Source organism: Faunimonas pinastri (assembly GCF_900110915.1).
GTDB lineage: Bacteria > Pseudomonadota > Alphaproteobacteria > Rhizobiales > Afifellaceae > Faunimonas > Faunimonas pinastri.
The window spans coordinates 201,571-220,542 of record NZ_FOFG01000002.1 but is presented as its reverse complement, the minus strand read 5'-3'; the positions used below and the strand labels follow the sequence as shown (position 1 = coordinate 220,542).

Annotated in this window: 18 protein-coding genes; 8 read left to right on the top strand and 10 right to left on the bottom strand. The window is 65.3% G+C overall.

From position 1 onward, the window contains the following. The first annotated feature begins 35 nt into the window (after positions 1 to 35). Both gatB and BMY25_RS04310 read left to right on the top strand, forming a co-directional pair. Complete coding sequence (gene gatB / locus BMY25_RS04315; RefSeq protein ID WP_092495381.1) at positions 36 to 1,532, top strand: Asp-tRNA(Asn)/Glu-tRNA(Gln) amidotransferase subunit GatB; 1,497 nt, start codon at positions 36 to 38, stop codon at positions 1,530 to 1,532. Continuing rightward, positions 1,525 to 3,120, top strand: coding sequence for a glycosyltransferase family 39 protein (locus tag BMY25_RS04310; RefSeq protein WP_092495380.1), 1,596 nt, complete (start codon positions 1,525 to 1,527; stop codon positions 3,118 to 3,120). The genes gatB and BMY25_RS04310 overlap by 8 nt, the downstream gene beginning before the upstream one ends. 34 nt (positions 3,121 to 3,154) lie before the next feature. Here BMY25_RS04310 and BMY25_RS04305 read toward each other — a convergent pair whose 3' ends face one another. Continuing rightward, a complete protein-coding gene (locus BMY25_RS04305; RefSeq protein WP_143061875.1) occupies positions 3,155 to 3,340 on the bottom strand; it encodes a hypothetical protein in 186 nt (61 codons plus the stop codon). Positions 3,341 to 3,538: 198 nt separating this feature from the next. Between BMY25_RS04305 and guaA the strand changes: the two genes are divergently transcribed. Next, on the top strand, positions 3,539 to 5,107 hold the full coding sequence (guaA, locus tag BMY25_RS04300) for a glutamine-hydrolyzing GMP synthase (RefSeq protein ID WP_092495378.1): 1,569 nt from the start codon (positions 3,539 to 3,541) through the stop codon (positions 5,105 to 5,107). A 73-nt stretch (positions 5,108 to 5,180) separates the two neighbouring features. Here guaA and BMY25_RS04295 read toward each other — a convergent pair whose 3' ends face one another. The 4 genes from BMY25_RS04295 to BMY25_RS04280 all read right to left on the bottom strand — a co-directional run bounded on the left by BMY25_RS04295 (position 5,181) and on the right by BMY25_RS04280 (position 9,176). Continuing rightward, positions 5,181 to 6,281 carry a sulfotransferase family protein gene (locus BMY25_RS04295; RefSeq protein ID WP_092495377.1) on the bottom strand — a complete coding sequence of 367 codons (1,101 nt, stop codon included), beginning with the start codon at positions 6,279 to 6,281 and terminating at the stop codon, positions 5,181 to 5,183. Between the two features lie 99 nt (positions 6,282 to 6,380). Next, positions 6,381 to 7,430, bottom strand: coding sequence for a glycosyltransferase family 2 protein (locus BMY25_RS04290; RefSeq protein ID WP_092495376.1), 1,050 nt, complete (start codon positions 7,428 to 7,430; stop codon positions 6,381 to 6,383). Next, positions 7,427 to 8,128 (bottom strand): glycosyltransferase family protein, encoded by a 702-nt coding sequence (locus tag BMY25_RS04285; protein WP_177176701.1) that lies wholly within the window; start codon positions 8,126 to 8,128, stop codon positions 7,427 to 7,429. Before BMY25_RS04285 ends, BMY25_RS04290 begins: the two co-directional genes overlap by 4 nt. Continuing rightward, positions 8,121 to 9,176, bottom strand: a complete 1,056-nt coding sequence (locus BMY25_RS04280; RefSeq protein ID WP_092495375.1) for a hypothetical protein — start codon at positions 9,174 to 9,176, stop codon at positions 8,121 to 8,123. The genes BMY25_RS04285 and BMY25_RS04280 overlap by 8 nt, the downstream gene beginning before the upstream one ends. Before the next feature lie 212 nt (positions 9,177 to 9,388). On the opposite strand from BMY25_RS04280, the gene BMY25_RS04275 reads away from it, so the two are divergent. Then, positions 9,389 to 10,465 (top strand): glycosyltransferase family 2 protein, encoded by a 1,077-nt coding sequence (locus tag BMY25_RS04275; protein WP_092495374.1) that lies wholly within the window; start codon positions 9,389 to 9,391, stop codon positions 10,463 to 10,465. 37 nt (positions 10,466 to 10,502) lie between these two features. Here BMY25_RS04275 and BMY25_RS04270 read toward each other — a convergent pair whose 3' ends face one another. Further along, positions 10,503 to 11,621: a glycosyltransferase family 4 protein gene (locus BMY25_RS04270; RefSeq protein ID WP_092495373.1), complete on the bottom strand. Its 1,119-nt coding sequence runs from the start codon at positions 11,619 to 11,621 to the stop codon at positions 10,503 to 10,505. 232 nt (positions 11,622 to 11,853) lie between these two features. On the opposite strand from BMY25_RS04270, the gene BMY25_RS04265 reads away from it, so the two are divergent. Next, on the top strand, positions 11,854 to 12,699 hold the full coding sequence (locus tag BMY25_RS04265) for a glycosyltransferase family 2 protein (RefSeq protein ID WP_177176700.1): 846 nt from the start codon (positions 11,854 to 11,856) through the stop codon (positions 12,697 to 12,699). After that, positions 12,699 to 13,799 carry a glycosyltransferase family 2 protein gene (locus tag BMY25_RS04260; RefSeq protein ID WP_143061874.1) on the top strand — a complete coding sequence of 367 codons (1,101 nt, stop codon included), beginning with the start codon at positions 12,699 to 12,701 and terminating at the stop codon, positions 13,797 to 13,799. Before BMY25_RS04265 ends, BMY25_RS04260 begins: the two co-directional genes overlap by 1 nt. Positions 13,800 to 13,858: 59 nt before the next feature. Here the strand turns inward: BMY25_RS04260 and BMY25_RS04255 are convergent, their stop codons facing one another. Then, on the bottom strand, positions 13,859 to 14,179 hold the full coding sequence (locus BMY25_RS04255) for a DMT family transporter (RefSeq protein ID WP_092495370.1): 321 nt from the start codon (positions 14,177 to 14,179) through the stop codon (positions 13,859 to 13,861). 651 nt (positions 14,180 to 14,830) lie between these two features. Here BMY25_RS04255 and BMY25_RS04250 point away from each other — a divergent pair. Continuing rightward, entirely contained in the window at positions 14,831 to 15,784 is a 954-nt protein-coding gene (locus BMY25_RS04250; protein ID WP_238858153.1) for a potassium channel family protein, read from the top strand. 160 nt (positions 15,785 to 15,944) lie between these two features. Here BMY25_RS04250 and BMY25_RS04245 read toward each other — a convergent pair whose 3' ends face one another. The 3 genes from BMY25_RS04245 to BMY25_RS04235 form a co-directional block, all read right to left on the bottom strand. Beyond that, positions 15,945 to 16,307 carry a hypothetical protein gene (locus BMY25_RS04245; protein WP_092495368.1) on the bottom strand — a complete coding sequence of 121 codons (363 nt, stop codon included), beginning with the start codon at positions 16,305 to 16,307 and terminating at the stop codon, positions 15,945 to 15,947. 17 nt (positions 16,308 to 16,324) lie between these two features. Next, positions 16,325 to 16,690 (bottom strand): hypothetical protein, encoded by a 366-nt coding sequence (locus BMY25_RS04240; protein ID WP_143061873.1) that lies wholly within the window; start codon positions 16,688 to 16,690, stop codon positions 16,325 to 16,327. 117 nt (positions 16,691 to 16,807) lie between these two features. After that, positions 16,808 to 18,343 (bottom strand): sensor domain-containing diguanylate cyclase, encoded by a 1,536-nt coding sequence (locus tag BMY25_RS04235; RefSeq protein WP_177176699.1) that lies wholly within the window; start codon positions 18,341 to 18,343, stop codon positions 16,808 to 16,810. Between the two features lie 144 nt (positions 18,344 to 18,487). Here BMY25_RS04235 and crcB point away from each other — a divergent pair, with 144 nt between their 5' ends. Beyond that, entirely contained in the window at positions 18,488 to 18,868 is a 381-nt protein-coding gene (crcB, locus tag BMY25_RS04230) for a fluoride efflux transporter CrcB (RefSeq protein ID WP_092495611.1), read from the top strand. The last annotated feature ends 104 nt before the right edge of the window (positions 18,869 to 18,972 follow it).

Genomic DNA, 18,972 nt, shown 5'->3' with positions numbered 1-18,972 from the left:
AAAACGCACGCGAAATCTGAATCCGAGAGACACGCATGAACGCGCCCGTCCGCACGGCGAACCCCAAGAACTTCATCTCCGGCGCGACCGGCGACTGGGAGGTCGTGATCGGGATGGAAATCCATGCGCAGGTCGCCTCCGAGTCCAAGCTCTTCTCCGGCGCTTCCACGGCCTTCGGCGGCGAGCCGAACGACCATGTCAGCATGGTCGACGCGGCCATGCCCGGCATGCTGCCCGTCATCAACGAGGAATGCGTGCGGCAGGCGGTTCGCACCGGGCTCGGGCTCAACGCCGAGATCCACAAGCGCTCGGTCTTCGCCCGCAAGAACTACTTCTATCCCGACCTGCCGCAGGGCTACCAGATCTCGCAGTACGACCAGCCGATCGTCGGCGAGGGCATCGTCACCGTCGAGGTCGGCCCGGACAACAAGGGCCAGTTCGAGGAGATCTCGATCGGCGTGGAGCGCCTGCATCTGGAGCAGGATGCCGGCAAATCGCTGCACGACCAACATCCCACGATGAGCTACGTCGATCTCAACCGTTCCGGCGTGGCGTTGATGGAGATCGTCTCCAAGCCCGACCTCCGCTCCTCCGAGGAAGCCCGCGCCTATCTCACCAAGGTCCGCACCATCCTGCGCTATCTCGGCACGTCGGATGCGGACATGGACAAGGGCAATCTGCGCGCCGACATCAACGTCTCGGTCCGCCGTCCGGGCGAGCCGCTGGGCACGCGCTGCGAGATCAAGAACGTCAACTCCATCCGATTCGCCGGACAGGCGATCGAGTACGAGGCGCGGCGGCAGATCGCCGTTCTGGAGGATGGCGGCTCCATCTCGCAGGAAACGCGGCTCTTCGACCCGAGCCGGGGCGAGACGCGGTCCATGCGCTCCAAGGAAGAGGCGCACGATTACCGCTATTTCCCTGATCCGGACCTGCTGCCGCTGGAATTCGACGATGCGTATGTCGAGGCGCTGAAGGCGGACCTGCCGGAACTGCCGGACGAGAAACGCCAGCGCTTCCAGTCGGATTTCGGGCTCTCGGCCTACGATGCCAACGTGCTCGTTTCCGACCGAGAAATCGCACACTTCTTCGAGGCGCTGGCGCGCGGACGGGACGGGAAGCAGGCCGCGAACTGGATCATCAACGACCTTCTGGGCGCGCTGAACAAGGCCGGCAAGCCGATCGAGGCGTCGCCGGTTTCCGCCCACCAGCTCGGCGAATTGCTCGACCTGCAGAAGGAAGGCGTCATCTCCGGCAAGATCGCCAAGGACGTCTTCGAGATCGTCTTCACCGAGGGCGGTTCGCCGCGCGAGATCGTGGAAACGCGGGGCCTGAAGCAGGTGACCGACACCGGCGCCATCGAGAAGGTGGTCGACGAGATCATCGCCGCCAACCCCGACAAGGTGGAACAGGCCAAGTCCAAGCCGACCATGATCGGCTGGTTTGTCGGGCAGGTGATGAAGGCCAGCGGCGGCAAGGCCGCCCCGCAGGCGGTCAACGACCTGCTGAAGGCCAAGCTCGGCATTGAGTAACGAAGGATCTTGCGCCCCCGCCGGACCGCGCGGGGCGCGCTGGCTCCTTCCTGACTGGCTGGCGACGACCTGGGGCATCGCCCTGGTCGTCGTCCTCTATGGCGCGGTCCATGCCGGTCTGCGCGTCTGGGCGTCGCCGGCGCTCGGCACCGACGACATGCTGGAGAACCTCTGGGTCCAGACCCTCCAGCTCGGTTATCATCTGCGCCAGCCGCCGCTCTACGAATGGCTGCTCTGGACCGTGCAGCAGGGCTTCGGTCCTACCGTCCAGAGCGCGCTGATCGTCAAATATTCGCTGCTTACGCTGACTGCGGTGTTCCTCTTCAACGCCGCGCGCTTCGCCATTCGCGATCCCCGCATCGCGGCGCTGGCCGTGCTCTCGTACTCTCTGTTCTACCAGATCGGCTGGAACATGCTGGAAGGCGTCACGCAGACCAACCTGCTGATGACCTGCTGCGCGGCGACCGCGTGGACCTTCGCACGCTGCCTGCGAAACGGGCGGTGGCTGGACTATGCTTGTCTGGGTCTGGCGCTCGGAGCGGGAATTCTCGCCAAGTTCAGCTTTCCGTTGTTCCCGCTGGCCATGTTTGCGGCGGCCGCCAGCATGCCGGAACTGCGACGGCGTATCCGCCCGTCCGGTTTGATCGTGGCCCTAGTCATCGCGGTCGTGGTGGTGTCGCCCTTCGCCTTGTGGATTATCCTCGGGGACCGCCCGCTCGTCGCCAACGCCGCGACGGTGATGACCGACAATGGGCGGCTCGGACATATGGCGCGCGCGTTTCGCGGCCTGAGCCGGCTGGCAGCTAGCCTCTCCGGCTTCTCCGTGGCGCTCGTCCCGCTGTTGCTGGTGCTCTTCTGGCGATCTTTTCTATCGCCGGCTCGCGCGGCAGGCGCGATCGAGTCCGTTCCCGCGGACGAACGCCAGGCCGAAGCCTTTGCGCGGCTTTTCGGGCGAACGGTCCTTATCGCGATTTTGCTGGCGGTCGTTGGAATCGTGGCGGTGGGCTCGACCTATGTGAAGGAACGGCACATGCATCCGCTCCTCCTGCTGCTGCCCATCTGGATGTTTGCCAGGATCGAGAGGGCAGGCGTCGAGACGCAGCGGCTGAACTGGATCAAGTGGAGCATCGCCGCGGTCGCCGGGCTCTTGCTGGCGATCCGGCTCGTGACTTTCCTTGCGCCGGAACATGCGGTTTGCGGCAAGCTCTGTCGGCCGATGCGGCCATACGCGGCGCTCAGGCCCGGCCTGATTTCGCTGGGATTTTCGGGTGGGACACTGATCGGGGTGGACGACTACACCGCCGGCAACCTGCGCAGCCAATTTCCGGAGGCGAGGGCTCTTTCGCTCAGGGACGATTGGCGACCGCCACGTCCGAAAAACCGGGATTGCTGGCTCGTCTGGGAGGCGGGAGAACATGGCCCCCAGCCCATCGAAAAGGCCAAGCAAAAGACGAACCCGCCGCCCGCAGGGCTTGGCGAAGATCATTTCATCGAGGGGAACTGGTTCCACCTCTGGAAGCGGCCCGGCTATCGGGTCACCACCTGGGGCGTGCGGCAGCTGGATCCGGAAAATCCGGTCTGCCGCTAGAAGTCACCGCTGGATGCGGCGACCGGCTTCCTGCCTAGATCTCGACCCAGGGACGGATAGCGGCGAGGCGCTTCTCGACATGGGCGGGCAGGTGGACGCCGGCCATCGGGTCACGACCCTTCTCGTTGACGAGGCTGGCGCCGAGGCGGGCCAGAAGGCCATGCTGGCGGGCGGGGCGCTTGCGAGCGGGCATCGCAAGAACGGTTTGCATGTTGTTCATGCTCATCTCCATCGGTTCTGCACTCTATCTACGCCGATCATGCTGCGCTGCAATATAGAGTGTCGCATCGCAGTCATGCGTGCCCGGCATGCCGGAAATCCGGGAAAGTTCCGCGTTTTTGCGATGGCTCTGGAAGAATCGTCGCAGGGCTCGTCGCAGACCATTGCGGCACTTCCCGCTTCGCCGTAACAACCCGGCATGACCCAGGCCGCACCCCTCCATCACGACACCGTCCTCATCGTCGATTTCGGCTCGCAGGTGACGCAGCTCATCGCGCGCCGCGTGCGCGAGGCGGGCGTCTATTCCGAAGTCGTCCCGTTCTCAAAGGTGGAGGAGGCACTGGAGCGCCTGTCGCCGCGCGCGATCATCCTGTCCGGTGGCCCCGCCAGCGTGCATGAGAGCGCAAGCCCGCAAGCTTCGCCGAAGCTGTTCGCGGCCGGCGTGCCCGTCCTCGGCATCTGCTACGGCGAGCAGGCGATGTGCGCCTGCCTCGGCGGCAAGGTGGAAGGCGGCCATGTCCGCGAATTCGGGCGCGCCACCGTCGAAGTGGTCGAGGATTCGCCGCTCTTCGATGGCGTTTGGGAGAACGGCACGAACCATCAGGTCTGGATGAGCCACGGCGACAAGGTCACGGCCATTCCCGAAGGCTTCCGCCCGATCGCGGTGACGGAGGGCTCGCCCTTCGCCGCGATCCACGATCCCGAGCGGCACTTCTACGGCGTCCAGTTCCATCTGGAGGTCGCGCACACGCCCGACGGCGCGAAGCTGATCTCCAACTTCGTCCACAAGATCGCCGGCCTCAAGGGCGACTGGACCATGGCGCAGTTCCGCGAAGAAGCCATCGCCCGCATTCGCGAGCAGGTCGGCAGCGGCCGCGTCATCTGCGGTCTCTCCGGCGGTGTCGACTCGGCCGTCGCGGCCGTGCTGATCCATGAGGCGATCGGCGAGCAGCTCACCTGCATCTTTGTCGATCACGGCCTTCTTCGCCTGAACGAAGCCGAGCAGGTCGTCACGCTCTTCCGTGACCATTACAATATTCCGCTGGTCCATGTGGACGCGGCGGACACCTTTATCGGCGCGCTGGAAGGCGAGGCCGACCCGGAGGTGAAGCGCAAGACGATCGGCCGGCTCTTCATTGAGACGTTCGAGGCGGAAGCCAAGAAGATCGGTGGCGCGAATTTCCTAGCGCAGGGCACGCTCTATCCCGATGTCATCGAGTCCGTATCCTTCACGGGCGGCCCCTCGGTGACTATCAAGTCGCATCACAATGTCGGTGGCCTGCCGGAGCGCATGAACATGCAGCTCGTGGAGCCGCTGCGCATGCTGTTCAAGGACGAGGTGAGGGCGCTTGGCCGCGAACTGGGCCTGCCCGAGGTCTTTGTCGGCCGGCATCCGTTCCCCGGCCCGGGCCTCGCTATCCGCTGCCCCGGCGGCGTGACGCGCGAAAAGCTCGACATCCTGCAGCGCGCCGACGCGATCTATCTCGACGAGATCCGCAAAGCGGGTCTTTACGACGCAATCTGGCAGGCCTTCGCGGTGCTGCTGCCGGTTCAGACGGTCGGCGTCATGGGCGACGCGCGCACCTACGAATTCGTGCTGGCGCTTCGCGCGGTCACCTCGGTCGACGGCATGACCGCCGACTTCTATCACTTCGACATGGCCTTCCTCGGCCGCGCCGCGACCCGCATCATCAACGAAGTCCGCGGCGTAAACCGCGTCGTCTACGACGTGACCTCCAAGCCGCCGGGCACCATCGAGTGGGAGTGATTTCTCTCCAGCCGAGTCTCCTCGGAGGCTTGGCGGAGACCTGAAGGATAGCCCGCGTAGAGCGGGCGTTCCCTTAGCCGCGCAGGCGCTTGATCAGACGGCGGTATTCCCGCATCGGCGCGCCGAGGCGGGACTTGAGGGTGCGCTTGCGCAGGCGCTTCACCGTCGCCTCGCGGTCGCGGAGTTCGGACCCGAGCCGGTTGATCTCCGCCCCTCTTTCCCGCGATCGGTCTTCGGCCTCGCGGGCGCGTCTTTCCTCCGATTCGATCCGCTCGCGGCGCCAGTTGTCGCGCTCCCGCGCCTGCCGGGCGAAGGGGCCGAAGAGGTCCGTCGCAAAGGCGAGTTTCTGCCCGGCCGCGTCCAGAGCCGCGAGTGCCCCCGGCTGGAGGGGAGCGTCCACCAGCGTCAGCATGGCCCGCCAGACTTCGGCGGCGAGGCGGCCGAGTGCGCCGAGATCGTCGGGGAACTCATCGTCACCATGTGCGAAGTGCCGGAGGTCCGCGTTCAGGAAGCCGTCTATCTCGGCCGCGGCGCTTTCGGGCGACTTCGGCCATTCCAGGCCGGTCTCACCCGAAATGCGCGCGATGACGGGGCGCCAGTCTCTCAGCAGGTCGTCGTAGCGGAAGGTGCATCGCGGCAGGTCGCGCGTGTGCCGCTCGGCCGGAAGGATATGCTGCAGCCAGAGCAGGATTGCATGCGCGTCCGTCAGTCCGTCCCGGCTCTTCAGCGAGCCGACGACTTCCATGGGGTGGCGCAGCGGGATCACGACATGAACATTCCGCCCCGAGATCCGCAGCGCCTCGCGCGTCACCGGCAGGAACCGGCACATGCGTGGCTCCTTGATCGCGACCAGCGACGCCCCGCCATATTCGCGTTCCAGGATACCGCTCAACTCGGCGCCGGCGCGGGAGACTTGCTCTCCGTCCATGGGCCGGAGGGGGGCGAGATCTTCCCAGGCCGATCCCTGTGCCCAGAGCAGGGCATCGTGGAAGGCTACCACCGACCAGGATTCGAAATAGCCCTTCTCGTTGTGCTCCGTCCCCATCATCAGGTCGTTGGGGATCGTCGCGCCGAGAAGCTCGGAAACGCCCGTGATGGCCGATGTGCCGCTCCGGTGAACGCCTGCGACGAGCAGCGCCGAGCGCCGGGGGGAGGTGTTCTGAAGCTCTGACATCGATGATTGGCCCTGAAGATCGCATCTGGGTAGCCGGAATGAATCGGGCGATGCAAGCACCGGAGGCGCGGCTTTCCGCGGCCGTCCGCGCGATCGGGCCTACGGCATCGTCGGTGTTTCGAACCGCACCCCGAAATCCAGGAGCGACCGGTAGTTTTCTGGGCGGCGGCTTCCCGGCCGATCGGTCGCAGCGAGGCGCGGCTCCTCGGCCGCATCCCACGCGCCCTTGCCGCGGCAGAGTTCGAAGGCTTTGGCGTAGGCGGAGTGGAGCGTGGCGATCAGCCGGTTGGAATTGTCGAGCCCTCCGGCGGCCCGTTCCGTCGCGAGTCGGTCGAGATCCCGCGTCCAGCGCAGATGGGAAGCGTAGTCCAGCCGGCGTTCTCGAAACGTGTCGATCAGGCGCTCTGCGGCCAGCTTGTCCCGCAGTTCATCGGAATCGTGGAGCCGCGACGCGCGAAGCTTCGCACCTCCTTCGTGGATGGCCTGGCGACACCATCGGTCGAGATCGACCGCGCCCGCGAACTCGGTCCGCGCTTCCGGCTGATGAACCACGTAGAGCCCCCGGGAACGCAGCCGCCATTCCAGCTCCTCGTGATCCGCTCCGGAATGCAGCGCCGGATGATAGATGCCGTGCTCGATGAGCATGGCGCGCTTGCAGGAAAAGCGACCTTCCCGAAGGGGCTCGTTGTCCGGCGAGGCTTGTTCCCGCGCCGTCCTCGAGAGGAAGAGTTCGCCGGTGACGTCCGTCAGATAACGGAGGAGCGGCGTCGCCGGGGAAGCGCGGAGCTCGACCTGACCGGTCACCGCGGCGTTCTCGCCGGTGTATTGAAGATGCGCCGCCAGATGGGCGAGAAGCAAATCGGGCCCGGGAAGATCCTGCTCGGACAGAAAGACGAGGACTGGCGCCTTCGCGAGATAGACCGCGAGATTGCGGGCAGCGGCAAGCCCGGATCTGTTCTGGCGGACGCTCCGAAGAGCTTGGCGGAAGGGCCCGGCGGCATCCCCAAGGGCGGTCTCCGCGATCCCGTCCAGCACGATGAGGATTTCGAACCGCTCGCGGCCCAGCGATTGCTTGGCAAGCGCATCGAGGATCGCCGGGAGGAGGTCAGGGCGGTCGCGCACCGCAAGGATGGCCGTCAGTTCCGTCATGCCCAGGCCTCCAGCACGGTCATCGCCTCGTCATAGGTGAGGTGATGATGACGGGCGAGCGTCCAGGACATCTCCCGGTAGGCGGCATCGAAATTGTAGGCTGTCATGGATTGCCGGATCCGATGCGCGATGGGCGTCGCGTCGACGATCCCCATGCGCAGGCCGGCCGCTTCCAGGAGCTGCGGCCAGACGAAATCGAGACCCCAGCCCATGCCGATATCGTCCCGGAAGGGCAGCAACAGCGGCACGACATCCCGACGCATCAGGTTGACCGGCCCGATCTCGACGAAGCGGGTTCGCCGCGCGCTGAGGCCGGGATTCACGCGAACGATATGGTGCTCCAGATAGCTGTCGGGCGTGCGCGCCGGCTGGGAAAAGGCGAGATCGAAGCGCTCGGCATGTTCGATGAGGCGGTCCAGAAAATCCGGGGGCAGCTCAACGTCGTCGTCCGTCAGGAGCACCCAGTCGAAATCCGCCGCATCCTCCGTCAGGCGGTTCAGGAGCTTGAACTTCGGCGTCCGCTCGGTGACTGTTTCGACGGTCTCGGGCAGCGGTGCGGTGCCGGCATTCCCAAGGTCGAGCGAGATCCAGCGCTGCGTCACGTCATGCTTGCGCGCGCCCGCCAGTTCATAGATGAGATGCGCCGCCGAATTGAGCCGGTCCGACAAATAGATGCCGGCGACGAGGACCTTAGCCATTCAGCACGTCCCGGAGTGCGCGACGCCAGTCGGCCCGGCTCGCGGCATCCTGGTTGTCCGGCTCGGACAGCAAGTCGACCACCGCCTCGGGAGCGATCGCGAGCAGAGCCCGACGCTGTTCGCCCGACCCGGCCAGGATCAGGTCGGCGCAGCGAATGGCAGCCAGAGCCTCCCCGGGAATGTCGCTTCCGGGCAGCCCGTATGGCACGAGATCCAGCACGATCCGCGTGGACGGAAAGCTGCAGCGAAGCAGCGGCAGGGTTGCGTTTGCCGCCCCCACATCGAGACAGATGGCGAAAGCCGGCGAGACTTCCGCTTCCGCAAGGTGGCGCTCGAATTCTTCCGGCGAACGGAGGAGGCGAGGGGAGCCGGGACCGCCCGCGAGAATATCGTCCGCGAAGTCGGCCGAGGCGGCGGTGACACGCCAGCCCTGTGTCGCCAGACCTTTCGCGATCGATTTCGCCCGGCATTCGGCGGAGTGTTCCCCAATCAGGAGTACCTCGCGGGACGGCGCGGGATCGATCTTTGGCGGTTGCTCGGAGGCCTGGTCCTCCGCCTGCCGAGCTGGGGCGGCAGTGGATTGTGGGAGCTCGAATGCGGCCGACTGTCGGGACGGGATCACGGGGAGACGGAAGTCTTCCGGGGTCCGACTGATCGGCGGAAACAACTCAGGCTTGTGGCCGAAGAGCCGGCCCACGCGCTTCGTCACCGACCGCACGGGCCTGGTGAGCTTCCATGAGAACGATCGCTTGAGGGAATGGATCTGCCGCTCGCGGGTCGCGAGTTCTGACGTCACCTGCACCAGCGCCATTCGGAGCGTTTCCGCCTCGTCCCGGGCCTGGCGCAGGCTTTCGATCTCGCCTTCACGTTCCTGCTGTCGCGCCTGTTCGTGTTCCCGCTCGCGTTCGCGGGCTTGCTTCTCCCACTCCCGCTCTTTCTGGGCGAGCAGGTCATTGAGGCGGCGACACTCGGCTTCACTTGCCGCATCCCGGGCGCGCTGATCGGCGGAAAGGCGCTCCAGCTCATGCAGCAGCACGGCTTCACGCAAGGATGGCTGCTCTCCCAACTTCGTCTCGTCTTCTTGGAAGGTGAACTTTGAATCCGGGGACCGGCGTCGCGGGCTCTCCCGCGGCGGTCTGCTACCCTATACCCCCAAAGGGGGCATTTCCACCTAGGGAGGCATTTTCGTCGGTGCCGCGGCTGGACGATACTTCACGGACAGGTTACCAGATATTCATCTAACCGAAGCGGTGCAGGTGAATGTCCGCCACGATCTCTGTCGTGCTGCCCGTCAGGAACGGCGAAGCCTTCATAGCCTCGGCGGTGGAGAGCATCCGCCGGCAGACGTTCGCCGATTTCGAGCTTTTGCTGGTCGATGACGGGTCTGTCGACGGGACGCCCGCGATCGTCGCGGATCTGGCCAGGCAGGACAGCCGCATCCGTCTCCTGCATCAGCCGGGGCTTGGCCTCGTGCCCGCGCTTTCCCTCGGTCTCCAGCAAAGCACGGGCGCTTTCGTGGCGCGGATGGATGGCGACGATCTGGCGGCCCCCGAGCGCCTGGAGCGGCAGCTCGCCTTCCTGAGCGAGCATTCGCATGTCGCGCTTGTCGGGACCCAGATCCGGTATATGGATGCGACCGGCCGACTGACCGGCGATCTCTCGCATTACCCGCTCGCCCCCGGCGACGTCGAAACCGCCCTGATGGAGCGGGGATGCTGTATCTCGCATCCGACGATCATGGCGCGTCGCGATGCCCTTGTTTCAATCGGGGGATACCGGTCGGCTTTTCTGGCCGCCGAGGATTACGACCTCTTTCTGCGGCTGGCCGACAGCCACGCCCTCGCCAACCTGCCGGAAGCCCTGCTGGACTATCGCCGGCATGACGGGCAGGTTTCCTCCGCCAAGGATCTTCGCCAACGCTTCTCGCACGATTTGTCGGTGCTGGCCGCGCGCCGTCGTCGTGCAGGCGCTCCGGATCCGACGCTCGCCCTGGTCGAGCCGCCGGCACTCGATCCCGCGCATTGCGGCTTCGGGCGCCTCGATCCGTCCGTGCAGGAACTGGTGATGATCTACGCTACGCTGCAGCATATCGCGTCTGGCGTGGGAACATCGGACGAATTGCTCCTGGCCGGAGTGGAGGCCGCCGTGCGCGCTGCCGGCAACGGCTTCCTCGGTGTGGGACGCAAGCAGCGCTCGCGCCTGCTTTCGGCGCTGGCCCGCACCGCGGCCCAGCATCATCTCTGGCGACTGGCAGGAACGGCGGCATCCATGGCATTTCGCGAGGCGCCCGGCCGGGCGCCGAAGCTTCTGTTCAGGCCGCCCGCTGGCATGATCTGATGGTCGGCGACTCCTGAGAGCCGCTCCGGCCTTCTTCTCAGTGCGACTTGGCGGCGAGGCAGGAGTCGATGAGGCTCACCCACTGCCGCACGACAGCTTCGTTGGAATAGCGGCCGCTCGCATCCTCGTAGGCCGCTACGCCCATCTGCCGGCGGAGTTCCGTATCCGCGATCAGCCGCTCCGCGGCCTCGGCGAAGAGTTCCGTCTTGTTGGCGATCAGATAGCCGTCGACGCCGTCGCGGATGATTTCGCGCGGGCCGGTCTCGCAGTCGAAGGAGATCGTCGGCAGGCCGTGCGCCTTGGCTTCGATCAGCGTCATCGGCAGGCCCTCCATGCGTGAGCCCATGACGGAAATGGCAGCGCGCCGGTAAAAGGAATTGATGTCCGGCGTGGACGGGCGAAACTGGACCTGACCCTCCAGGCCGAGGGCCTTGGTCAGGTCCACCAGATGGCCGAGGAAACCCCAGTCGACGTGCCCGACCTCGCCGCCGCCGACGATCGTGAGCTTCCAGTCCGGGTGGTCCAGCAATGGCTTCTGCAGCGCCCATAGCAGCCGGTCGTAGCCCTTGCGGTAGATCACGTGCCCGATCGTCAGCAGCATTTTCTCGCGGCTTTCGAAGGCGGACCGCTCCACGGCCGAGACCGCGTTCGGAATGACTTCCACCCGGCGCGAAATCTTGCGGTAGCGCGGAGCGTCGACTTCAGTCAGGGAGGCGACGGCGTCGAGATAGCGGTAGGTGCGGTGGCGAAGCTTGCGGACCGGACGCGGCGGCTCGGAGAAGGCGATGTGCTCGCAGCCGATCGTCACCACGTCCCGGGGTAGGGCGACGGCCGCCACGGAGGCGAGGTCCGGCCAGATCGCCAGGACGACGTCGATCCTGTTTTCCTTGACGAACCGGCGGAGGGCGAGGCCGAACTTGATCGACGACTTCAGGAAGCGCGTCCGCTTGCCGTAGGGGCGCCCGCAGCCGAGATAGCGCACATCCATGTCCGGCGTCACGAAGACCGGTCGGTCCGTAGGATCGACGCTGAGCAGGATCATCTCGTAATGGTCGTTCAGCGTGGCCATGAGGTTGGCGGCGACGCGCTGGATGCCCCCGGAACTCTGGAGATCCCCGATCAGGACGGCTACGCGCTTCTTTCCGACGTGGGGCAAAATCGAGTTCCTCGGCTGCTGTCCCGGTTTGCTACAACGGGAATTTTTTCTCTTCAACCCTGCGGCCGGCGCGAAGTCAGGGCTATCTGGTTGAACGTTCCTGCGCCGGCAAGATCGGCCCGACGGAGTTGCTCTTCCCAAGCCGGAATTGGCATGCCCGGAGCATTGTGGTTGTCGGGTCCGAACGTAACGATTAGACCGGGCGGACGCTTCAATCGTTCGAGGATCAAGCTTGCCTCACGCCACTGGCCGCCCGCTTCTTGTCGATGTGATCGTCAGGACCAAGGACCGCCCGCTCTTCCTGGCGCGCGCCCTCCGTTCCATCCGGGCGCAGACCTGGGGCAGGGTTTGCGTCCATATCGTCAACGACGGCGGCGCTCGCGATGCGGCCGAGATCGGCAAGGCGGAGCATGGCGACGCGCTGGACATCCACGTCCACCATCTGGCCGAGAGCGTCGGACCGGCGGAAACGCTGAATGTCGGCCTTCGCGCCTGCCAGGGCGACCTGATGGCGATCCACGACGATGACGACAGCTGGCACCCGTATTTTCTCGCCGCGATGGTGCGTCGGCTGGAAACCACGTCGAAGCTCATCCCGAATGTCGGCGGCAGCGCCTGCCACCTCCGCCGCGTCTTCGAGCACGCCACGCCGGATGGCATCGTCTATTCCCACACGGAGGGCGCACCGCCCCAGAGTGCCTCGCGCGGCATCGTCAATGCGGCGGCCTTCGCCGCCCGCACCGAGGACCTGTTCCCGATCCAGGTTTTGCTGGACCGGAGGGCGGCGCAGGAGGTCGGTGGGTTCGACCCGATCTTCCTCCGCTGCGAGGATCGCGAGTTCCTGAACCGCTTCCTCGCGCGGTACGAGATCACCATCCTGCAGCGCGAGCTCGCCTTTCATCACACGCGGATGGGCGGTACTTCGGCGAGCTTCGCCAACAGCATGGCCAATATGGACCTGATCGAGACGTTCGTGAACCTGATCGACAACCGGCGCATGCGCAGCAACATCTCGGTACCCGCCCGCAAGCCGATCGATCCGTCGCAGAACGACCTCAGCGGCACGGGAGCTGCGTGATGGCGGAGATGATTACCGTCCTCCTGCCGGTCTTTAACGGGCAGGACACCATCGCGGAATCGCTGGAAAGCGTGCTGGCGCAAACATATCGGGACTTTCACGTCCTGGTGCTGGACGACGGCTCGACGGACCGCACGGCCGAGATCGTCGCCGACTTCGCCCGTCGCGACAGCCGCATCCAGCATGTCCACAAGGCCAATTCCGGATTGGTGGACACACTGAATCTCGGGCTGGAGATGAACCGGTCGGAGTTCATCGCCCGGCAGGATGCGGACGACCTTTCGCGTCCCGACCGCTTCGAGACGCAGCTCCGCATCCTTCGCGAGAGCCCGGACGTGGTCGCGGTTTCCGGCGGCCATCTCCACATCAACGGGGCCGGCGACGTCACGGGCGAGGGCTTCGTCTACGAAAACCCGACGGATTCCGATTTCGTGCTGATGCCGCATCGCGAACCCTATCTTCCGCACCCCTTCCTGATGGTGCGGAAGTCGGCGATGGACGCGGTCGGCGGCGGCTACCGCCATGTGGTCCATTCCGAGGACACCGATCTCTACTGGCGGCTGCGCGACGTCGGCAATCTCGTCAACACCCGGCAGATTCTCGGCTCCTACCGGGTTCATGAGAACAGCATCTCGGCCAACTCCATCAAGTCGGGCCGAATCCAGGCGGTCTATTCGCAGATGGCCGGCCTATCCGCGATCCGCCGCTGGACCGGCCAGCCGGATATCGAATTTCCCCCCGGCGCGCTGGAGCACCTGAAGGGGCTGACCACGCTGGCGGAGATCGCCGATTTCGCGTCCGCCGGATTGAGCGATGCCGAGCGGGCCAATCTCCGCGGCTGCGCGGCCGCGAAGCTCCTGGAACTCCTGACCTTCCGCAAGTACCTGCCGGATGAGGCGGATATCCGGTTCATCCGCAAGAACCTGCGCTCGCGCAACGGGCTCTACGACAGCTACCGCAAGAGCAAGCGGGAGCTGGGCAAGCGGCAGATGTACATGGTCCGCCGCCTCTGGAACGAGGGGCAGAAGCCGCTGGCCGCGCGAACCTACATCCGGCTCTTCCGCAACATTGTCCTGAGGCGGCGTCGGTCGCGGCGCTGATCAAGGCCCCGATGCAGGCGCCGATTCCAGCGGTGCGGGCCCGCCGCCTGCCGACCGCCTCAACTCTGTGATGAGAGCTTCATCAGCACGAGCCCGGCAACGATGAGCAGGGCGGCCGCGACGCGCATGAGGCTGAACTGCTCGCCGAGTGCGATGATACCGACTGTGAAGGCTCCGACCGCGCCGATGCCGGTCCAGATCGTGTAGGCCGTCCCCAGCGGCAGGCTGCGCATCGAGTACGACAGGAGCGCGAAGCTTGCGAGCATTGCGGCGGCGGTGACCAGCGACGGAACCGGCCGTGTGAAGCCGTCAGACTGCTTCATCGCGGCGGACCAGACGACTTCGAGAAGTCCGGCGAAAAACAAAGATATCCAGGCCATGGCGACCCTCTCCCTGAGAGAGCCGGGCCGTCCCGGACTTGGACCCCATGCGGGGGAGGACGTGGCCTCGCGCCCTCAGGTAAGTCGGGTTGAAAGACGAGGCAAGCCGCCAGTCAACCTTGAGAGGTTTCCCGACCGTCAGGCGCGTCGGGGTTTCGCCAGCCCCGGCCCGGAGCCTGTCGACCCATCGCCGTCCGGGTTCACCAGCACGAAGCGCTCGATCTTGCCGACGATGAAGACATAGATCAGCATCAGATGACCGTGATGACGCACAGCATGGCGAGAATCGTGAAGCGCACCCGGCCTACCCGGGGTATCCCTCGTTCAAGGCGGCCGACATTCTTCCTCCCGCTCCTGGCTGGCCGTTTCCATCCAGGGGATGAGTGGACCGCCACGAGATTGCTCTCCATGACCGCGAAACTGTCACGGAGTGAGCGCTCACGCAACGCTCCTCCACCTGTGGCGCATAGCTGCTGAACTGTCGTGTTTGTGGCACTGGGCGCGAAAGCGGGGTGCTTCGCCCGGAGATCCATGGCGGGGCTTCCTGAGTGCCGCGCTGCCGGCTAAGTTCCCGCCATGCTCCATTCGGCCCGCCGTTCACGTCCGAGCTTGCGTCGTCGCAGCAGCACGCCTGCGTGGATGTCGCTATCGGTGCGCCTTCTGCTGGCGCTGCTTCTGATCGGCATCGCGCTTCTGGGGCACTGGGTTCAGCGCGACCAGCTTCACGACAATTACGACAACCAGATCAGCTTCGTTGACGTCCTTTATTTCACGACCATCACGGTTACGACGGTCGGCTATGGGGACATCGTGCCGGTGACCGAGCACGCGCGATTGTTCGACACCTTTGTGGTCACCCCGATCAGGCTCTTCGTCTGGCTGATCTTTCTGGGGACCGCCTATGACTTCGTGCTCAAGCGCGTATGGGAAAGATGGAAGATGCGGGTGATCCAGCAACATCTGCGCAACCACGTGCTGATCGCCGGCTTCGGCACTAGCGGCACGGAGGCGTTTCGCGAACTGGTGCGTCGGGGTGCCCGGCCGGGGGAAATCGTCGTCATCGACCAGAGATCGGCGGCCATCGCCGCCGCGGAGGATCTCGGCGCGACGGTGCTGGAGGACGATGCGACCCGGAACGCGACGCTGGAAGCCGCGCAGGTCGCGCGCGCCAAGGCGATCATCGTCTGTGCGGGTCGCGACGACACTTCCATTCTGATCGTGCTGACGGCGCGTCGCCTGGCTCCCGACGTGCCCATCAGCGTCGTGATCCGCTCGGAAGACAACGAGCCGCTCGCGAAGCAGGCGGGCGCGAACACCGTCATCAATCCTGCCAGCTTCGCGGGGCTGCTGCTGGCCGGCTCCACCCATGGCCACCACCTTGCCGACTACATGGCCGATCTGGCGGCGACCGAGGGGCAGGTCTTCCTGCATGAGCGGCGTGTCACCTCCAAAGAAGTCGGCAAGCCGCTCGCGGCGATCGGCACCGGTCTCGGTCTTCGCATCTATCGGGGCGAGCGCATCGTCGGCTTCTGGGAACCAGAGGCCGGCAGCCTTGAAAACGGGGACCTGATCCTCGAAGTCGTGCCGAGCACGCCAGCTTCCTAGCTTTCGTCGATCGGAGCTCAGCTCACCCGCGATCCTCTCCGCCGGTACTCTCTTCACCGCCTTGCTGCCGCGCTGATCTCCGAGGCGGCCGTGCAGGGGCGTTAATGCCGAGATGATCAGGCGAAAGCGTCATGCCGGAGAGACAGCGCCCGGCGGGCGCTTAATCGTTCCAGCAGGAGAGGGCGCGTCGCCAGTCGACGGCGAAGTCTGCGACGTCCTCGTCCGGTATTTGCGCGCAGCGTCGGAGTGCGGGAAGCGACAGGACCTTGGCGGTCGAGCTTCCCGCCAGGGTCATCAAGACGGACCAGCTGCTGAGCTCCGCATCCACGCACCGGCGTTTCGTCTCAGGGTTGTCGCTGAAAAGGTGGCGTTCGCAGAAGAGGTCGATCCCCTTTTTCACCTGCGGCTCGTCGGCTTTCGCATGATGCGGAACGAAAGGTGCGGGCTGCGCGCCCCAGCCGGTGGCGCCGGCAACGGGGTACAGGCAAAGCGAGAGGAGGAGTGTTGCAACGCGAATGCGCATCGGACTTGTCCAGCTCGTCAGTTGAGCCAGCACGCGAGCACGCGCCGCCAATCGACCGCGACCGTCCTCGCGTCGTCGTCGCTGATCCCGGCGCACTGGCGAAGCGGAGTCATCGCCAGGATGGACGCGGTCCCGCTTCCCGCCAAAGTCACGACTTGTCGCCACGCTTCGACATTCTTGTGAATGCAGCTGCGTTGGGCGGCCATGTCGTCGAGCGGGCGGTGGTGCTCGCAAAGGGTCGCGCTGCCGACCCTGACCGCCTTTTCCTCGTCATGGGCGTGGATCGGAGTGGGAAGCGGCAGCTCCAGACCATCGTCCTCGGCTCGAGCGAGACCTGGCGCAGACAGGGCGCAGGCCATAAACAGCATAACCGATAACCGCATGTATCTCCTCACCGCGACGCGCGAGAGACATTCATCCGGAAGTTGTTTCCTTGGCCTTAAATGATCGCGGACGTGGCGTCTCATCCGCTCGATTTATTGAACGCGTCTGGCGCAAGGTTACGCAGAGGCTCGGTTCGGAACCAGCGAGACGGGTTCGTTCAGGACCACCCTGTTGCGGCCTTCTTCCTTGGCGCGATAAAGGGCCCGGTCAGCCATTGCGATCAGCGCGTCCTCGCCCATGCCGGCGCCGCCCCTCGGCGGAAACAGCGTGGCGCAGCCGATGCTTACCGTCACGATGCCGAAGGCCTCGTTGCCACGATGCGGCAGGCCCAGCGCCTCGACGGCGGCCCGGGCGGCTTCCGCGACGTTCGCCGCGCCCTTGGCATGCGTGTTCGGCAGGATGATCGCAAGCTCCTCGCCGCCATAGCGCGCCGGCACGTCCGCCGGACGGCGAGCCACGCCCGAGATCGCGGCGGCGATGCTTCGCAGGCACCTGTCGCCCGCCTGATGCCCGTAGAGGTCGTTGAAGCGCTTGAACTGATCGACATCGAGCAACATCAACGAAACCGACGTACCCTCACGGGCGGAGCGGAGCCATTCCTTGCGGAGCACCCGATCGAAAGCGCGACGATTGGCGATTTCGGTGAGCGGATCCGTGGTCGCGAGATATTCCAGCTGTGCCTCCGCCTGCTGGCGGCGCTTCACCTGGGTCGCAAGCCGGAAGCCGAGCACTCCGAGCAGCAGCGTGAGCAGGCCGACGATCGTGATGCGGGTCAGAAACTGCCGCCACCAGCCGGCAAGGACATCGTTCTCGGCAAGGCCGGTCACGACAACGATCGGGAAACGGGCGCTGCGGCGGTAACCGGCGATCCTCTTCACGCCGTCGATAGGCGAGACGTAGGAATAGGCGCCGGAGTCCGACCGGGGGAGGTGGTCTCGGAACAGCGGGTCGGACGAGCGGTCCTGTCCGATCAGCTTCTGGTCCGCCGGGATCCGCGAATACAAAAGTCCGTTGGTGCCGAGGAGAGCGATGCTGCCTTTCCGGCCCACGTCGAAGCGGCCGTATTGACGGGCGAAATAGTCGACGTCGATGCTGGCGACAACCACGCCGCCGAAGCTGCCGTCCGGATTGTCGATCCGCTTGCTGATCGGGATGACCCATTGGCCGCCGGATCGGCTGCGAACGGGCGGAGATACGAGGATCGCTCCCGCCTCATGCGTCCGGTGATAAACGAAATAATCACGATCGCTGTTGTTCGCCCGGTCCAGCAGGGTGCGCAAGGAACTCGCGATCCAGTCCCCGGAAGCATTGTAGACGAAGAGGCCGCGAATGCGCGGAGCCGCGTCGATTCCGCTTGCCATGCTGTCGCTCAGCCTGGCCAGGAAATCGGGCGTATGCTGGTTCTTGGCCAGTGAGTCGATCACTCCGGAGATGTCGAGATCGGCCATCTCCAGCGTGTCGTCCGCCTGCTGGCTCAGCGATCTCGCCAGGTTCTCGGCCGAGCTTGCGGCCGTCCTGAAAGCCGCTTGCCGATCCGACCAACCTTGCCCGGCTTCCAGGCAGACAATGGAGAGGCAAAGCAGGGTCACAAGGATCTTCATCCGGCCGGACAACGATGTCCGGCGGCCCGCCGGTCTCCAGAATGCGCGCATACAATATATCTCCCGTGCGCCAACGCTCAGGGGGTAAAATCGGTTCCTGTTGCTCCGTTGTGTTTTCATGATGCTTAATTGTCTGGCCAACACGGGGCAGGAACTGGCTCCGCGCCCATGGCCCGAATGTTCGAATGGATCGCGATGAACGCTTTGATTGTTTTTCTCGGCGCGGGAATTGGCGGCGCCCTGCGCCACGGTGTCAATGTGCTCTGCCTGCGCCTTCTGGGCTCCGGCTTCGCCTATGGAACCCTTGCCGTGAATATCGTCGGCTCCTGCGCCATGGGGCTGCTGACGGCGTTCTTCGCGCTGAAGATGGGGAACGCCGCTGCCGTCCGGCTTTTTCTCACGACGGGGGTGCTCGGCGGCTTCACGACTTTCTCGACCTTCTCGCTGGACAGCGTCGTGCTGTTCGAGCGCGGGGCCTATGGTCTCGCGGCGCTCTACATCGTGATGTCCCTGGCCGCCTCGATGGTCGGGCTCGTGGCTGCGCTCGCGATCGGGCGGACGCTTTGGGGCGTGTGAGCAGGCAAAAAACGCGAGGCTGTGGACAACTTTGATGCTCCTGGTGACCCGCTTGACAGGGCGGGGTGGGTGTCCTATTCCGCCTACACCGCGGGACGGACATT

Bases quoted from the DNA above. Each gene is read 5' to 3' on its own strand.
- gatB (WP_092495381.1), top strand. From the start codon at position 36: ATGAACGCGCCCGTCCGCACGGCGAACCCCAAGAACTTCATCTCCGGC.
- BMY25_RS04305 (WP_143061875.1), bottom strand. From the start codon at position 3,340: ATGAACAACATGCAAACCGTTCTTGCGATGCCCGCTCGCAAGCGCCCC.
- guaA (WP_092495378.1), top strand. From the start codon at position 3,539: ATGACCCAGGCCGCACCCCTCCATCACGACACCGTCCTCATCGTCGAT.
- BMY25_RS04295 (WP_092495377.1), bottom strand. From the start codon at position 6,281: ATGTCAGAGCTTCAGAACACCTCCCCCCGGCGCTCGGCGCTGCTCGTC.
- BMY25_RS04290 (WP_092495376.1), bottom strand. From the start codon at position 7,430: ATGACGGAACTGACGGCCATCCTTGCGGTGCGCGACCGCCCTGACCTC.
- BMY25_RS04285 (WP_177176701.1), bottom strand. From the start codon at position 8,128: ATGGCTAAGGTCCTCGTCGCCGGCATCTATTTGTCGGACCGGCTCAAT.
- BMY25_RS04275 (WP_092495374.1), top strand. From the start codon at position 9,389: ATGTCCGCCACGATCTCTGTCGTGCTGCCCGTCAGGAACGGCGAAGCC.
- BMY25_RS04260 (WP_143061874.1), top strand. From the start codon at position 12,699: ATGGCGGAGATGATTACCGTCCTCCTGCCGGTCTTTAACGGGCAGGAC.
- BMY25_RS04255 (WP_092495370.1), bottom strand. From the start codon at position 14,179: ATGGCCTGGATATCTTTGTTTTTCGCCGGACTTCTCGAAGTCGTCTGG.
- BMY25_RS04245 (WP_092495368.1), bottom strand. From the start codon at position 16,307: ATGCGCATTCGCGTTGCAACACTCCTCCTCTCGCTTTGCCTGTACCCC.
- BMY25_RS04240 (WP_143061873.1), bottom strand. From the start codon at position 16,690: ATGCGGTTATCGGTTATGCTGTTTATGGCCTGCGCCCTGTCTGCGCCA.
- BMY25_RS04235 (WP_177176699.1), bottom strand. From the start codon at position 18,343: ATGCGCGCATTCTGGAGACCGGCGGGCCGCCGGACATCGTTGTCCGGC.
- crcB (WP_092495611.1), top strand. From the start codon at position 18,488: ATGAACGCTTTGATTGTTTTTCTCGGCGCGGGAATTGGCGGCGCCCTG.